This is a genomic window from Cellulomonas chitinilytica, assembly GCF_016862675.1.
Taxonomy (GTDB): Bacteria; Actinomycetota; Actinomycetes; order Actinomycetales; family Cellulomonadaceae; genus Cellulomonas; species Cellulomonas chitinilytica.
Genome location: NZ_BONK01000001.1, coordinates 353844 through 369215, shown reverse-complemented (window position 1 = coordinate 369215; position 15372 = coordinate 353844). Strand labels below are relative to the sequence as shown.

The window sequence follows — 15372 nt, the reverse complement described above, 5'->3', positions numbered from 1 at the left end:
CGTCGGCTCCCCGGTCCGCGTGCGCGGACTGCCGACGTGAGGCGCCCTACGCGGCGCACGTAGCGCCGGAGGGAGCCTGCCGTGGTCAGCAAGGCACAGCACGTCACGGACACCATCACCACCAGCGACACCGCCGACGGACGCATCACGTACGTCCTCGACACGTCCGTGCTCCTGTCCGACCCCAAGGCCATCCTGCGATTCGCCGAGCACGACGTGGTCCTCCCCGTCGTCGTGATCACCGAGCTCGAGGGCAAGCGGCACCACGCCGAGCTCGGCTACTTCGCGCGGTCCGCCCTGCGGATGCTCGACGACCTGCGCCTCAAGCACGGGCGCCTGGACGCGCCCCTCCCGATCGGCGACCAGGGCGGGACCCTGCGCGTCGAGCTCAACCACACCGACCCGCAGGTGCTGCCCGCCGGCTTCCGGCTCGGCGACAACGACACCCGCATCCTCGCCGTGGCCGCGAACCTCGCCGCCGAGGGGCGCGACGTGACCGTCGTGTCCAAGGACCTGCCGATGCGGGTCAAGGCGTCGGCGTGCGGCCTGCGGGCGGAGGAGTACCGGGCCGAGCTCGCCGTCGACTCCGGCTGGACCGGGATGGACGCGCTCGACCTCACCGAGCAGCAGATGACGGACCTGTGGGAGCACGAGTCGGTCGCGCTCGCGGACATCGACGCCGGGTTCCAGTCCGCCGGCGCGCCGGCCGACCCGACCGACCTGCCCTGCCACACCGGCCTCGTGCTGCACAGCCCGCGCGGGTCCGCGCTGGGCCGTGTCACCGCCGACAAGCACATCCAGCTCGTCCGGGGCGACCAGGACGTGTTCGGCGTGCACGGCCGCAGCGCCGAGCAGCGGATCGCGATCGACCTGCTGCTCGACGAGGAGGTCGGGATCGTCTCGCTCGGCGGCCGGGCCGGCACCGGCAAGTCCGCGCTCGCGCTGTGCGCCGGGCTCGAGGCCGTGCTGGAGCGCCGGCAGCACCGCAAGGTCATGGTGTTCCGCCCGCTGTACGCGGTGGGCGGGCAGGACCTCGGCTACCTGCCGGGCAGCGAGGCCGAGAAGATGAACCCCTGGGCGCAGGCCGTGTTCGACACGCTCGGCGCGCTCGTCAGCAAGGAGGTCGTCGAGGAGGTGCTCGACCGGGACATCCTCGAGGTGCTCCCGCTCACGCACATCCGCGGGCGGTCGCTGCACGACGCGTTCGTGATCGTCGACGAGGCCCAGTCGCTCGAGCGCAACGTGCTGCTCACCGTGCTGTCCCGGATCGGGCAGTCGTCGCGCGTCGTCCTCACGCACGACGTCGCGCAGCGCGACAACCTGCGGGTCGGCCGGCACGACGGCGTCGCCGCGGTCATCGAGGCCCTCAAGGGCCACCCGCTGTTCGCGCACGTCACGCTGACGCGCTCCGAGCGGTCGCCCGTCGCGGCGCTGGTCACCGAGCTGCTGGAGGGCATCGAGGTCTGAGCCCGACGCACGAGGGCCCCGCGGTCGAACCCGCGGGGCCCTCGCGCGTCTCAGTCCTCGACGAGCTGCCCGTCCGCCAGCCGGATCACGCGGTCCGCCAGCGACAGCATCAGCGGGTCGTGGGTCGAGACGATCGCGGTCATGCCCTCTGCCTCGACGACCGCGCGCAGCAGGGCCATGACCGCCGTGCCGGTCTCGGTGTCGAGCTGCCCGGTGGGCTCGTCGGCGACGAGCAGGCGCGGGGAGTTCGCGAGGGCGCGGGCGATCGCGACCCGCTGCTGCTGGCCGCCGGACATCTCGCCCGGACACTGACGGGCGTGGTCGCCCAGGCCGACCAGGTCGAGCAGCAGGGCGACGCGGGCCTCCCGGTCGGCGGTCGGCAGGCGGCGCAGCCGCAGCGGGACGCCCACGTTCTCGGCGGCCGACAGGACGGGCACCAGGCCGAACGTCTGGAACACGAACGAGACGACGTCGCGCCGCAGCTCGACCAGGCCGCGCTCGTCGAGCGCGGACACCTCGCGCCCGTCGACCACCACGCGGCCCTCGTCGGGCTTGTCGAGGCCGCCGATCGCGTTGAGGAGCGTCGTCTTGCCGGACCCGGACCGCCCGACGAGCGCGACGAGCTCGCCCGGCGCGATCGTGAACGACACGTCCCGCAACGCGTGCACGGCGGTCGCGCCCGAGCCGTAGGTGCGGGTCACGTGCTCGACCCGGACGAGCGCGTCACCGGCCGGGGCCGAGGTGCGTGCGGTCGCCGTCGTGGGGCTCGTCATCGGCCCGCCTCCTCGTCGGTCGTGCCGGGCGCCGGGACCGCCGCGTGCCGGCCGGTGTGCGCGGGGGGCTCGTCGTGCGGCCGCGTCTGCGGGCCGTGGGGTCCCCGTGGGGGCGTCGGACGGTCGGGCCAGACGGACACGTGCGACGACTCCAGCGCGAGCCGCACCCGGCCGACGAGGTCGAGCGTCTGCCTGTACTCGCGGGGGAGCTGCACCCGGCCGGCGCGGTCGAGCACCGCGTACTCCTCGGCGACGACGGACTCGGTGCCGTCCTCCGCCGTGTGGGTGCGGCGCACCACCTCCGAGCTCGTGCGGCCGTCGCGGATGGCCACGGTGCGCTGCACGTGCTCGCTGACGCCCGCGTCGTGCGTCACGACGACGACCGTGGTGCCGAGCTCGCGGTTCACCGTGCGCAGGCCCTCGAGCACGTCGTGCGACGTCGCGGTGTCGAGCTCGCCGGTCGGCTCGTCCGCGAACAGGACCTCGGGGGAGTTCGCCAGCGCCACGGCGATCGCGACGCGCTGCTGCTCGCCGCCCGACATCTGCGCGGGCCGCCGGTCGGCGCAGTACCCGACGCCGAGCACGTCGAGCAGCTCGGCGGCCCGCTTCTCCCGCGCGCGGCGCGGCATCCCCGCGAGCGCCATCGGGAAGGCCACGTTCTCGGCCGACGTCAGGTACGGGACGATGTTGCGGGCCGTCTGCTGCCACACGAACCCGACCATCGAGCGCCGGTAGTCGACGCGCTGCCTCGCGGTCATCGACATGAGGTCCCACGGGCCGACCCGGACACGGCCGGCCGTCGGCACGTCGAGCCCGGACAGCACCGCGAGCAGCGTCGACTTGCCCGAGCCGGACGCACCGACGATCGCGACCAGCTCGCCGGACTCCACGAGCAGGTCCAGGCCCTGCAGGGCCTGCACCTCGACGCCCTCCGACTGGTAGATCCGCACGAGCGAGTCGCACACGATCAGCGCGCCGTCGCCGAACGTCCCCGTCCGGCGGCGCGCCCGTTCCTCCAGCGCGCCGAGGCTCTCGGTCACGGTCATCGCGTCCTCCCCGTCATCGTTCGCCCACCCTCAGCACCTCACCCAGCCGGTCCCGACGCCGCACCGCCGACTCCACGAGCACCGCGACGACGAGCGCGACGAGCACCACGAGCGCGGCTCCCGCGACCGGCAGCCAGTCGACCCGCAGCCGCGCGGCCCCCGGAGCGCCCGCGAGCGCGTCGAGACCGAGCGCCCCCGTCAGGACCCACGGCATCCCGACGCCGATCACGCAGCCCGCCAGCACGGCGGTCACCGCGAGCGGAGCCAGCTCGCCGAACGTGAGCGCCCGGGCCGTCCGGGCGTCGAGACCCTGCGTCCGCAGCGCCGAGACGGTCCGCGCGCGTTCCCGCGCCGTCCCGACCACCGTGAGCGCCAGCGCGACGACCGCGTAGCCGGCGAGCGCGAGGCCGGTCGCGACGAGCAGCGCCAGGAGCCCGGCGTTGAACGACGACGTGCGCCACTCGGTGAGCCAGCTGTCGCGCTCCGTGACGGTGACACCCCTCGACCGGTCGAGCCCGGCGGCCTCGGCGGCGGCCGCGGCACCGGGGCCGTCGACCCAGATCGTCTGGATCGCCAGGGGTTCCCCCTCGGCGGCGGCGAGGCGTCCCCAGTCCGCGAGGAGGGTCAGGTCGTCGTCGGGGTCGACGGGCGTGGTCGGCTCGGTCGGCGCGCCGCGAGAGGCGGTGGCGGCACCGGGCACGAGCGGGACGTCGGCGACCGTGCCGACCACGTCCACCTGGACGACCTTCTCGGTGACCCGGACCTGCGGCTCGACCAGCGCCGCGGCAGCGGCCGCCCGTGGGGTCGCGAGGACGCGCACGGTGTCCCCCTCGCCCAGCGTCGCCAGGCCGTCGGGGACCGGCAGCCCGTGCGCCGCGCGCGCCCGCGCCAGGTCGGCGGCGTCGACCGCGACCAGCCGGACGGCGAGCGCGGCGTCCTGGCCGAGGGTCCGCTTGCCCAGCTCGACGGCACCGGCGACGGCCGTCACCCCGGGCGCGGCCCGCAGCGCGGCCACGTCGGCCGGGGTCAGGTCGCCGTCCAGCCGTACCTGCGCGCCGACCGTGAGGTCCGCCGCACGGGCCTGACCGCCGCGGACGGTGACCGCGGTCGTCGCGCAGAACACGACGAGCGCGAGCGAGACCGTCAGCGTGAGCAGCGGCACCGCCGTGCCCGCGGTCCGTGCCGCCCGCGCCGTCGCGACCACGGGCACCAGGCCGCGGCGCCGGGCCGCGGTGCGCGACATCCCGCGCAGGACCGGGGGGAGCAGCCGGACGGCGACGACGGTCGCCGCGGCGGCGAGCAGCACGGGAGTGGCCGCGAGCAACGGGTCGACGGCGCCGGTGCGGGTCTGCGTGAGCCCGCGGCTGCGCACGGACACCAGGGCCGCGGCGGCGACGGCGACCAGTGCGAGCTCGACGACCACGCGACGGGACCGGCGCCGGCCCAGGAGCCGCTCCCGGTCGGCCCGGTTCGCGGGGAGCCGCTGCCCGGACCACGCCCGCCGGACGAGCAGCGCGGACCACACGGCGGGGGCGAGCGCGGCGGCGAGCACCACGAGCGCGGCCCCCGTCCAGGACCCGTCGGCGCCCGGGAGGAGCGCCTGCGCACCGGCGGCGCCCACGGCCGCCGCGAGCACGGCGAGCGGCACGCTCTCGACGAGCGCCCGGACCGCGACCGACGCGACGGACGCACCGCGGGCGCGCTCGGCCAGCAGCAGCGGCTCGCGGCGCAGGACGAGAAGTCGGGCCGCGAGGACCAGGGCGAGCGCCCCCGCGGCGGCGAGGCCGACGAGCAGGAGCGAGACCTGGGCCCGGGACGCGGCGAGCCGACCGTCGACGGCGTGCAGGACCGGCTCGAGGGTGCTCCGGATCGTCGGGGTGCGGCCGTCGTTGCCGGCGAGCGCGCTCGGCGTCGCTGAGAGCCGTGCCAGGGCCGCCTCGACCGCGGCCGTCGACGGCGCGTCGAACCGGTCCGCGACGACGGGGAACCGGTACGTCGTCACGAGCCCCCGGGCCTGGACCCCGAGCAGGAGGTCGGGCAGCGAGTCGTCGGTCACCAGGAACGCGACCCGGGCGTCCAGCGCGGAGGAGGGGACGGCCGGGAGAGGGGCGAGGAGGTCGCCCTGGTCGGCCCAGACCCGCGCGGCGGCGTCGGTCGGCGCGAACACGCCCGTGACCTCGGCGGCGAGCGTCCCCTTCGTCGTCCCGGCCACGTGGAACCGGTCACCCACCGCCAGGCCCGTGCGGGCGGCGACGGCCTGCGAGACACCCACCTCGACGACGCCGGTGGTGCCGTCGGCCGGGGCTCCCGGTGCGGTGCCGGCGACCCAGGTCACCAGCCCGGCACCGTCGCCGGTCCGGGTGGTGCCGACGTGGACGAGGCGCGTGCCGTAGTCGGCGGCGCCGATCGCGGTGGGGGTCGTCCGGGTGGCGGTCGCCGTCACGGGCTCGGTCGTGACCGCGTGCAGCGGCGCCGGCAGCGCGTGCCACATGTCCGCGGCGGCGTTGGCCTCGAGCTGTGCCGCGTCCTCGTCGCGGCCGTCGGCGGACCGGGGGGCCGCCCCGAGCTCGGCGGAGAGGTCCGCGTCGGGGCCCGCGTGCGACACGGCGTCGCGCACACCGTCGTCGGCGGCGTCCGACGTGAGGCGCGGGACGACGAGCGAGAGCAGGACCGTGACCGCGAGGAGCGCGGCGGCGAGCGCGAGCAGCCCCGCGTCCTGCCGGGCACGACGCCGCGCGACGAGGAACGCGGCGGCGCCTGTCGCGCGCACGGACCAGCCCACGGACCTGCCCACGGACCTGCGCACGGGCGTGCCCCCGGGCGTCCGGCCGGTCGCCGGCGCTGCGGACCTCGGTGTGCGGACGTCGGTGGGTGTCATCGTTCGTCCCCCAGGCGCAGGAGCGCACCGGACGCGCGGCGCAGCAGGGCGGAGGTGGTGACCGCGACGGCGGCGCCCACGAGCACGACGAGCGTGGCGACCAGGGCGAGCTGCGTCGGCCACGGCCACTGCACGACCACGGCGGGCACCGGTCGGGAGCCCGCGGCCGACACCGTGACCAGGGGGCCGACGACGCTCGCGAGCAGCGCACCGAGCGCGAGGCCGGCCACGAGGCCCAGCACGCCGAGGATGGCGTGCTCGACGAGGACCGCGCGCACCAGGCCGGAGCGGGACGCCCCGAGCGCCTGCAGCCGGGCGAGCTCGAGCCGGCGGGTGCGCACGGAGACGGTCGCGCTCATGGCGAACCCCGCGACGGCGAGCGCGAGGGCTGCGGTCGTGACGATCCCGAGGGCGGCCTGGACCCCGACACGCAGTGGCCCGTCGGTCGCGACCTCACGGGCCTGGGCACGGCTCGACGCCTCCCCGAGGTCCTGCTCGGTCGCGGCGGCGACGACTCCGGCCGCCCGGTCGTCGGGCACCTGGAGCCACCAGCCGTCGAGCAGCGGTGCGGGCTGAGACGCGAGCACCGCCGCGCGCGTGAGCGTGTCCCGGTCGGCCAGCAGCCCTTCGCCGGTGGGGTGCCCGGGCAGGTACGGCACCTCGCGCTCGACGACGACGGGGACCATGGCGCCGTCGAGGTCGACGGCGAGCTCGTCGCCGACCTCGACGTCGAGCGTGCGCAGCAGCGTGTCGGTCGCCAGCACCGGGACGGGTCCCTGGTCGAACGTCGCGGCCGTGAACGCGACCTGGCCGAACATCAGCTGGAGGACGTCGGCGGTCGTGGAGATCTTCAGGCCGTCGGCGGTGGCCGTCGGCGTCGTGACGGCGGGGGAGACGTGCTCGTCCGCCACGGCCCTGCCGCCCCACGTCGCGCCCGTGAGCGGCACGGCGACCGGGTCGGGCCTGTCGTCCGACCCCGCCTTCGACCCCGCCTTCGACCCTGCGTCCGGGGCCGGGTGCACGCGCAGGTCGGAGACCGTCACCACGACGCGGCCGGACGGCGACGCCGACGGCGAGGGGCCGACGTCGTCGGGCAGCGCCGTCGCGGCCGAGGACACGACGGCGACGAGCTGGAGCCCCGCTGCGGGCTCGGGCAGCGTCACGCCCACCACCTGGTCGGCGCCGTCGACGTCGACGCGAGGCAGGTCCAGGGGCGTGCGCGTGCCGTGGGCGTCCTGCACGACGAGCGTGACCTGCAGCGGCCCGACGAGCGCGGGGAACGTGTCGGTGCGCAGGCGGACGTCGATCGACGCCACGGTCCCCGGCAGCGCGATCCCGGTCGCGGGCGCCGCGGGGACGAGGGGTGCGGCGAGGGTCGCCCAGGCCGGTGCGGACCGGCCGCGCAGCACGTCGGCGGCATGGGTCGTGTCGACCGCGAGCAGCTCGACGGCGTGGGTGGTCGAGTCGTCCGCGGTGCCGGCCCCCAGGCCCACCGACCGGTGCGTGACGGCCGACGCCGCCCCGACGTCGGGGAGGGCGGTCACGGCCGCGGCCTGCTGGTACGGGGTGCCGTCGAGGTGCTCGAGGCGCACGTCGGTGCCGACGAGCAGGTCGGCCTGGTCCTCCTGGGAGGCGCGCCACGTGCTGAGGAACGCCTGCGAGAACGAGCCGACGGCGACGGCGAGCGTGAGCAGCAGCACGGCGCCCGACGCGCGGCCCGGGCGGCGCCCCACCTCCCAGGCGGCGAGGGGGGCGACCAGCGACCGGCTGCGCGACGCCAGACGCTCGCCGAGGCCCGACACGACGGGGAGCAGCCGCAGCGCGAGGACGGCACCGGCCAGCAGCAGGAGGGCGGGCGCGGTGACGAGCACGACGTCGACCCGGCCGAGCTGCTCCGGGTCGGTGCTGGTCAGGACCGGCGACCGGTAGCTGCGCAGCTGCCACACCCCGAGGCCGGCCAGCACGACGACCGCGAGGTCCGCCCCGGACCGGGCGATCGCGCCGCGCCGGTCCTGGCGGACGAGCTGCTGCTCGGCGTCGACGACGCTGCCCCGGCGGCGCAGCAGCGGTGCGACGAGGACCCCGGCGAGCAGCACCGACGCGACGGCGCACGTCACCCACAGGGACGCGGGGTGCCCGGTGCCGTCGTGCAGGCCCGCACGCCGCAGCACGTCGGCCCGCGTGACGGCCTGGTACACGGCACCGGCCAGCCAGGGGGACACCAGCGCCGTCACGAGCGCGACACCGAACGCCTCGAGGGCGGCCAGGCCGAGGACCTGGCCGGCGGACGCGCCGCGGGACGCCATGAGGGTCTGCTCGGCGGCCCGCCGCTCGGCGAGGAGCCGGGCCGCGAGCAGGAGCACGGTGACGGCGAGCACGACGAGCATGAGCCCGACGATCACGAGGCTGATGCGCGTCACGGCGAGGCCGCCCGTCGCGGTGTCGACCGTCGTGTCGAGGAGGCTGGAGAAGCGCGTGCCGGTGACGGTGGCGCCCATCGCCTCCATGAGGGCGGGCCGGGCGTCGACGAGCCGTGCGCGCATGCCCTCGAGCGCGCCGTCGGGCGCGTCGCTCAGCCGCGGGGTCGCGACGACGTGCGCGCTGCCGAGTGCCGCGGGCTGCGCGAGCACGTCCGGCGCCACCACCAGCGGTCCCCACGCGTCGGTCCGGACGAACCCGAAGCTGCCGGGCACGGGGTACGCGGGGTCGTGCTCCGCGCCCTGCAGGGTGTCGCGGTACCAGGTGCTCGCCGGCCCGGTGAGGGTGTGCACGCCGACGACGACCACGGAGGTGGGGGCGGTGGCGGCGGTCCCGGAGATGTCCACGACGCTGCCGACCGACCAGCCGTAGGCCGTCGCCGCGACCTGCGGCACGGACACCTCGACGTGCCCCGCGCCGTCGGTCACCCGGGTCGGCCACCGTCCCGCGACGAGGTCGGCATGCGCGGGGACCTCGGGGTTCGACGCGAGGTAGACCAGCGGCGCGATCGTGCCGGGGTGGCCGGTCAGGCCGTACATCGGGGACGCGAGCCACCGGTCGCGCTGCGCGGGCACGTCGCCGAGCAGGTCGTCCAGGAACCCGTCCGCGGCGGACAGCGCCGTCGCGGGGTCCTGCCCGTCGAAGGTGAGGGACACGTCGACCGAGGTCCGGGACGTCGGCGTCCGGTCGAGCGCCGCGTCGAGGGCGCGGTGCTCGCTCGCGTGCAGGAGCAGCGCGAACGTGCCGAGCAGCGTCGCGCCGACGACGGCGACCGCGAGGACGGCGACGAGCAGGGTGCTCTGCGCGGCGGCGCGGTGGCGCAGCAGGCGCAGCGTCCAGCCCACGGGTGGCCTCCTCGGCGTCGTCGTCCTGGGGCCGCGGAGGGCCCGGGCGCGCCCCGACCGACGGCCGGCCCGGTGGGTCGACGGGGTGTCGGGGGAGCGACCGGCGGGTCGCGGCTCTCGCGATGCTAGGCGAGCGTCCAGGGGGTGTGGGAGCGATTCCGCAGGTCACGGGCGGAGCGAGACGAAACCGTTATCGATCGGACGTGCCGGTCTCGACAGCCGGACGTCCGGCGGCGTATATTCCAGCCGGAATAATTTGACGGGAGGTGACGGACGTGGCCGTGGGTGAGCTCTCCGCCGTCGCCGTCCTCGTCCTCGGCCTCCTGCACGAGCAGCCGATGCACCCGTACCAGATGCACCAGAACCTGGTGGAGCGGGGCGACGCCCGGCTCGTGAGGATCAGCCTCGGCGCCGTCTACCACGGCGTCGAACGCCTCGAGCGGGACGGGCTGGTCGGCGTGGTCGGCACCGACCGCACCGGCAACCGCCCCGAGCGCACCACGTACCGGATCACCGAGACCGGGCAGGCCGCGTTCGCCCGACGGCTCACGAGCTTCCTCGGGGACGACCACCCCACCTACCCGCTGTTCTCGGTGGGTCTCGCCGAGGCCACCGACCTGCCCCGGGACGTCGTCACCGCCCAGCTCGAGCGGCGCCGCGCCCGGGAGGCCGGCCGGCTGGCCGACCTCGAGAGCGCCTACGAGCGGATCCGCGCCCAGGGACTGCCCCGGCGCTACGTCCTCGACGTCGAGCACGACCTGCACCTCATGCGTGCCGAGCTCGCCTGGCTCGACGGGGCGCTCGCCGAGATCCGGGACGGCTCGTTCCTGTGGGGCGAGCCGATCCCCGCCGCGTTCGTCGAGGCCTACCGCGCGGCCCGGCGCCACGCCCCGCAGGCTGAGGCTGACGACCTCACCGCCGCGCTCTGAACCACCCGCACCGCATCCCGCACCGCACCTCGCACCGCACCGTCCCCGGAGGACCCATGACCACCGTCGAGCCACCTCGCTCGCTCGTCGACCTGCACGGGCGCAGCCCGTGGAGCATCCTGCCGCCGCTCTGCCTCGGCTTCTTCATGATCATGCTCGACACCACGATCGTGAACGTCGCCGTCCCGACCCTCATGAAGGACCTCGACGCGGACGTCACGGCGGTCGGCTGGGTCAACAGCGCCTACCTGCTGACGTTCGCGGTGCTGCTGCTCGTCACGGGCCGCATGGGTGACAAGTTCGGCCCGCGGCCCGTCTTCATCACCGGCCTCGTGGTCTTCACGCTCGCGTCGCTGTGGTGCGGGCTGTCCGGCTCGGTCGAGATGCTCATCGTCGCGCGCGCCGTGCAGGGCGTCGGCGGTGCGCTCATGACCCCGCAGACCATGTCGATGATCACGCGGGTGTTCCCGCCGCAGAAGCGCGGTGCCGCGATGGGCATCTGGGGTGCGGTGGCCGGCGTCGCGACGATCACCGGCCCGGTGCTCGGCGGCATCCTCGTGCCGGTCGGCTGGGAGTGGATCTTCTACGTCAACATCCCCGTCGGCGTCGTGGCCCTGTTCTTCGCGCTGCGCAACCTGCCGGCGCTGCCCACGGCGAACCGCTCCTTCGATGGTCTCGGCGTGGCCCTGTCGATCGTCGGCATGTTCCTGTTCGTCTTCGGCCTGCAGGAGGGCTCGACGTACGACTGGGGCACCATCCGCGGACCGATCACGGTGTGGGGCGTCATCGCGGCGGGCCTGCTGATCCTCGTGGCGTTCGTGCTGTGGCAGCGCCACCGCGGGGACGACGCCCTCATGCCGCTGCGCCTGTTCCACAGCCGCAACTTCTCCCTGTCGAACGTCGCCGGCGCCGCCGTGACCTTCGCGATGACCGGGATCTTCTTCCCGTTCACGATCTTCCTGCAGGTGGCCCTCGGCATGACGCCGCTGCACTCGGCGCTCGTCGGGCTCGGCGGCTCGCTGCTGTCCGGCGTCGTCGCGCCGTTCGCCGGCCGCCTGTCCGACCGCGTCCCCGGCAAGTGGATCGTGGCGCTCGGCTTCGCGATCCTCACCGGCGTCGTCTGGGTGCTGTCGGTGCTGGCGACGCCCGACGTCGAGGTCTGGAAGCTCGTCGTGACGATGTGCTTCTTCGGCATCGGCACCGGCTGCCTCTTCTCGCCGCTGGCCAACCTCGCGACGTCCGGGCTCGACCACCGCAACGCCGGTGCGGGTGCGGGCGCGTTCAACACCAACCGGCAGATCGGCGGCGTCATCGGCTCGGCCGCCATCGTCGCGATCCTGACGTCCCGCCTGGGGATCGAGATCCCGAAGGCCGCGCAGGCCGCCGCCGGCCAGCTGCCCGAGCAGGCCCGCCAGCCGTTCCTCGACGCGTTCGCGCACGTCGACCAGAGCGCGCTCGCGGGCGGGGCCGGCGGTGCGTTCCCCACGCCCGAGGGGGTTCCCGCCGACGTGGCCGCCCAGATCCAGCAGGCCGCGCTCGACGCCGTGCACTCCGGGCTCTCGACCGCTGTCAGCCAGACGCTGCTGCTCACCGTGGCGATCCTCGCGGTGGGCCTGGTGTCCGCGCTCGCCATGAAGGGCGTCCGGCCGCACCCCCACGGCGCGCCCGCGCCGGAGCAGGCCGCGGCGGCCGTCGGCCACTGACGGTCCCGCGCCCGCACGACGAAGGCCCGGCCCCCCTCGGGGGCGCCGGGCCTTCGTCACGTCCGCGTCAGGCCTGCGGCGGCCGCGTCATGCTCAGCACGTCGAGGGCCGCGTCGAGCTGCTCCTCGGTGACCTCGCCGCGCTCCACGTACCCGAGGTCGACGACCGCCTGGCGGATCGTGAGCCCCTGCTTCACCGCGTGCTTCGCGATCTTCGCGGCGGCCTCGTACCCGATGACCCGGTTGAGCGGCGTGACGATCGACGGCGACGACTCGGCGAACGCCCGCGCCCGGTCCTCGTTCGCGACGAGCCCGGCGACCGTCTTGTCGGCGAGCAGCCGGCTCGCGTTCGCGAGCAGCCGCACGGACTCCAGCACGCCGGCGGCGATCACGGGGATCTGCACGTTGAGCTCGAAGGACCCGCTCGCACCCGCCCAGGCGACCGTCGCGTCGTTGCCGACCACCCGCGCGGCCACCATGAGCACCGCCTCCGGGATCACCGGGTTCACCTTGCCGGGCATGATCGACGACCCGGGCTGCAGGTCGGGGATCGCGATCTCGCCCAGGCCGGTGTTCGGGCCGGAGCCCATCCACCGCAGGTCGTTGCAGATCTTCGTCAGGCTCACCGCGATCGTCCGCAGCGCGCCCGACAGCTCGACGAGCCCGTCGCGCGAGCTCTGCGCCTCGAAGTGGTCACGCGCCTCCGTCAGCGGCAGGCCCGTGTCCTCGACGAGCAGCGCGATGACCCGCTGCGGGAACCCGGCGGGGGTGTTGATGCCGGTGCCGACGGCCGTGCCGCCCAGCGGGACCTCGGCGGCGCGGGGGAGCGCGGCCTGCAGGCGCTCGACGCCGTACCGGACGGCCGCCGCGTACCCGCCGAACTCCTGCCCGAGGGTCACGGGGGTCGCGTCCATGAGGTGCGTGCGGCCCGACTTCACGACGGACTTCCACGCGTCGGCCTTGACCTCGAGCGCCGCGGCGAGGTGCTCCAGCGCGGGGACCAGGTCGCGCACGACACCGGCCGTCGCGGCCACGTGCACGGACGTCGGGAACACGTCGTTGGACGACTGCGACGCGTTGACGTCGTCGTTCGGGTGCACGGGGCGACCGAGCCGGCGGGTCGCGAGCGTGGCGACGACCTCGTTCGTGTTCATGTTCGAGCTCGTGCCCGAGCCCGTCTGGTAGACGTCGATCGGGAAGTCGCCGTCGTGCGCGCCCCGCGCCACCTCGTCCGCCGCCGCGACGATCGCGTCGGCCACGTCCGCGTCCAGCACACCGAGCTCGGCGTTCGCCCGGGCGGCGGCCTTCTTGATGCGGGCGAGCGCCTCGATGTGGCTGCGCTCCAGGTGGGTGCCGGAGATCGGGAAGTTCTCGACGGCCCGCTGCGTCTGCGCCCGGTACAGGGCGTGCACCGGGACGCGGACCTCGCCCATGGTGTCGTGCTCGATGCGGTACTGGGTCGCCTCGGCCTGCGTGGTGTCGGCCTCGGTCGCGGCGGGCTGCGTCGGCGCCGGGACGGTCTCAGAAGTCATGAGTTCATCCTGCCGCACGGCACGGTCGCCGCCCACGCGTCACGATGGCGGTATGGACGACGTCACACCCGCCGGCGCCTGCCCCGCCGAGCGGTTCCTGGAGCACGGTCGCCTCGTCCGGACGCCGCGACGCCAGGACGACCGGCTGCTCGTGCTCGAGCACCTCGTGTCGCGGCTCATCGCGCCCGGGGAGGCCGCGACCGAGACGGCGCTCACCGAGCGGATCACGGCCGTCAGCACCGACCCGGTGCGGCTGCGCCGGGACCTCGTGGAGGCGGGACTCGTGGGGCGCCGCGAGGACGGGTCCCGGTACTGGCGCGAACGCATGACGGCCCACGACGACGAGCCGGGTGCGCGGCCCGGCCCCGAGGACTCCTGGCTCTGAGCCGCCTCGGGCGTCCGGTGCCGCGCGGCCGTCAGGGGCCGACCGGTGCGAGGCCCGCGAGCCACCGCCGGACGTCACGAGCGGACCGCAGGCGCACCACCGGGATCTCGCCCGTCGCCGCGAGCGCGCCGTAGCGCTCCCGGTACACCTCGTGGTGCTGCCACGACCACAGCACGACGTTGCGGTGCGGGTCCCGGCTCAGCAGGTCGAACGGCCGCTCCCGGTTCCCCGCCCACAGCTCCTCACGGGTGATCGCACGACGCAGGGTCCGCGTCACCAGACGGCGCATCACCACCCGCCGGGGCAGGTCGAGCCACACGATCGCGTCCGTGCCGTCGAGGAGGGGGACCGCCTCGAGCCAGTTGCCGTCGACCACCCACCCGTGCTGCCCCTCCGCGCCGCCGAGGCGGTCACGCAGGATCACCAGGGCCTCGTCGGGCTCGCGCTTGCGCCAGCCCTCGGCCCAGAACACCGCGTCGAGCTCGACGTGCGGCACGCCCAGGCGGGCCGCGGCGGCCGAGGCGAGCGTGGACTTGCCGGAGCCGGAGCTGCCGACGACGCGCCACCGGGCGGGATGCCGCCGGACGGGCTCGGAGCCCGGTCCGTCATCCGGACCGTCGCCCCGCGGCGTCACAGGTCGCCGATCGTCTCCGTCAGGTGCACCTTGCCGTCGGCCAGCGTGTACTCCAGGCCGACGATCGCGCACCGGCCCTCCGCCACGGCCTCGGCGAGCGAGACCGAGTAGCCCTGCAGCATCCGGACGGTGTGCTTGACGTGCTCGTGCCCGAGCGCGGCGGGGTCGACGGGCTCGGTCGCGCCGCCGGCCAGGTTGACGATGCTCGGGATGACCCGGTCGACGACCGCCCGCACGAACCCGCGCGGGAGCTCGCCGTGGTTGAGCGCCGCCGTCGCGGCCGCGACCGCACCGCACGAGTCGTGCCCGAGGACCACGACGAGCGGCGCGCCGAGCACCTCGACCCCGTACTCGATCGAGCCGATGACCGTCGTGTCGAGGACGTGGCCGGCCGTGCGGACCACGAACAGGTCGCCGAGGCCCTGGTCGAAGATGATCTCGGCGGCGACGCGGGAGTCGGAGCAGCCGAACAGCACCGCGAACGGGTGCTGCTCGGTGGACACCTCCGCCCGACGGTCGATGCCCTGCGACGGGTGCTGCATCTCGCCGCGGACGAACCGGTCGTTGCCTTCTCGGAGGGTGGCCCAGGCCTGCGCGGGGGTGAGGGTGTTCGGCACGTCGGTCATGGTCGCACCCGGCGGGCCGTCCGTGCAGGCCGGACCACGTTCCGGGCGGTCGTACAGGTGGCGCACGGCCGCGGGCG

General features: G+C 75.5%; 11 protein-coding genes. 4 read left to right on the top strand and 7 right to left on the bottom strand.

The features are described from left to right. Window positions 1-114 precede the first annotated feature (114 nt). The gene (gene phoH2 / locus Cch01nite_RS01745) at window positions 115-1467 is read left to right on the top strand and encodes an RNA 5'-3' helicase PhoH2 (RefSeq protein ID WP_203748132.1); all 1353 of its coding nucleotides are present in this window, start codon (window positions 115-117) and stop codon (window positions 1465-1467) included. A gap of 50 nt (window positions 1468-1517) precedes the next feature. Here phoH2 and Cch01nite_RS01740 read toward each other — a convergent pair whose 3' ends face one another. From Cch01nite_RS01740 to Cch01nite_RS01725, 4 genes are read right to left on the bottom strand one after another with little or no spacing between them, the layout of a single operon-like run. Continuing rightward, the gene (locus tag Cch01nite_RS01740) at window positions 1518-2240 is read right to left on the bottom strand and encodes an ABC transporter ATP-binding protein (protein WP_203747721.1); all 723 of its coding nucleotides are present in this window, start codon (window positions 2238-2240) and stop codon (window positions 1518-1520) included. Next, window positions 2237-3286, bottom strand: coding sequence for an ABC transporter ATP-binding protein (locus tag Cch01nite_RS01735; protein WP_203747719.1), 1050 nt, complete (start codon window positions 3284-3286; stop codon window positions 2237-2239). Before Cch01nite_RS01735 ends, Cch01nite_RS01740 begins: the two co-directional genes overlap by 4 nt. 13 nt (window positions 3287-3299) lie before the next feature. Then, complete coding sequence (locus Cch01nite_RS01730; RefSeq protein ID WP_203747716.1) at window positions 3300-6164, bottom strand: FtsX-like permease family protein; 2865 nt, start codon at window positions 6162-6164, stop codon at window positions 3300-3302. Next, window positions 6161-9487 (bottom strand): FtsX-like permease family protein, encoded by a 3327-nt coding sequence (locus Cch01nite_RS01725; protein WP_203747715.1) that lies wholly within the window; start codon window positions 9485-9487, stop codon window positions 6161-6163. The genes Cch01nite_RS01730 and Cch01nite_RS01725 overlap by 4 nt, the downstream gene beginning before the upstream one ends. A gap of 281 nt (window positions 9488-9768) precedes the next feature. On the opposite strand from Cch01nite_RS01725, the gene Cch01nite_RS01720 reads away from it, so the two are divergent. Together Cch01nite_RS01720 and Cch01nite_RS01715 are read left to right on the top strand one after the other, a co-directional pair. Then, entirely contained in the window at window positions 9769-10416 is a 648-nt protein-coding gene (locus tag Cch01nite_RS01720; protein WP_203747713.1) for a PadR family transcriptional regulator, read from the top strand. 56 nt (window positions 10417-10472) lie between these two features. After that, window positions 10473-12119: a DHA2 family efflux MFS transporter permease subunit gene (locus Cch01nite_RS01715; RefSeq protein ID WP_203747711.1), complete on the top strand. Its 1647-nt coding sequence runs from the start codon at window positions 10473-10475 to the stop codon at window positions 12117-12119. A 67-nt stretch (window positions 12120-12186) separates the two neighbouring features. On the opposite strand, the gene Cch01nite_RS01710 is transcribed toward Cch01nite_RS01715, so the two are convergent. Continuing rightward, window positions 12187-13650, bottom strand: coding sequence for a class II fumarate hydratase (locus Cch01nite_RS01710; RefSeq protein ID WP_275407153.1), 1464 nt, complete (start codon window positions 13648-13650; stop codon window positions 12187-12189). Between the two features lie 52 nt (window positions 13651-13702). Between Cch01nite_RS01710 and Cch01nite_RS01705 the strand changes: the two genes are divergently transcribed. Then, window positions 13703-14035, top strand: a complete 333-nt coding sequence (locus Cch01nite_RS01705) for a DUF2087 domain-containing protein (protein WP_203747709.1) — start codon at window positions 13703-13705, stop codon at window positions 14033-14035. 31 nt (window positions 14036-14066) lie between these two features. On the opposite strand, the gene Cch01nite_RS01700 is transcribed toward Cch01nite_RS01705, so the two are convergent. Both Cch01nite_RS01700 and Cch01nite_RS01695 read right to left on the bottom strand, forming a co-directional pair. After that, window positions 14067-14669: a P-loop NTPase family protein gene (locus Cch01nite_RS01700; protein WP_203747707.1), complete on the bottom strand. Its 603-nt coding sequence runs from the start codon at window positions 14667-14669 to the stop codon at window positions 14067-14069. Then, entirely contained in the window at window positions 14666-15295 is a 630-nt protein-coding gene (locus tag Cch01nite_RS01695) for a carbonic anhydrase (RefSeq protein ID WP_275407152.1), read from the bottom strand. Before Cch01nite_RS01695 ends, Cch01nite_RS01700 begins: the two co-directional genes overlap by 4 nt. Between the last annotated feature and the right edge of the window lie 77 nt (window positions 15296-15372).

Bases quoted from the DNA above. Each gene is read 5' to 3' on its own strand.
- Cch01nite_RS01740 (WP_203747721.1), bottom strand. From the start codon at position 2,240: ATGACGAGCCCCACGACGGCGACCGCACGCACCTCGGCCCCGGCCGGT.
- Cch01nite_RS01735 (WP_203747719.1), bottom strand. From the start codon at position 3,286: ATGACCGTGACCGAGAGCCTCGGCGCGCTGGAGGAACGGGCGCGCCGC.
- Cch01nite_RS01730 (WP_203747716.1), bottom strand. From the start codon at position 6,164: ATGACACCCACCGACGTCCGCACACCGAGGTCCGCAGCGCCGGCGACC.
- Cch01nite_RS01715 (WP_203747711.1), top strand. From the start codon at position 10,473: ATGACCACCGTCGAGCCACCTCGCTCGCTCGTCGACCTGCACGGGCGC.
- Cch01nite_RS01710 (WP_275407153.1), bottom strand. From the start codon at position 13,650: ATGACTTCTGAGACCGTCCCGGCGCCGACGCAGCCCGCCGCGACCGAG.
- Cch01nite_RS01705 (WP_203747709.1), top strand. From the start codon at position 13,703: ATGGACGACGTCACACCCGCCGGCGCCTGCCCCGCCGAGCGGTTCCTG.
- Cch01nite_RS01695 (WP_275407152.1), bottom strand. From the start codon at position 15,295: ATGACCGACGTGCCGAACACCCTCACCCCCGCGCAGGCCTGGGCCACC.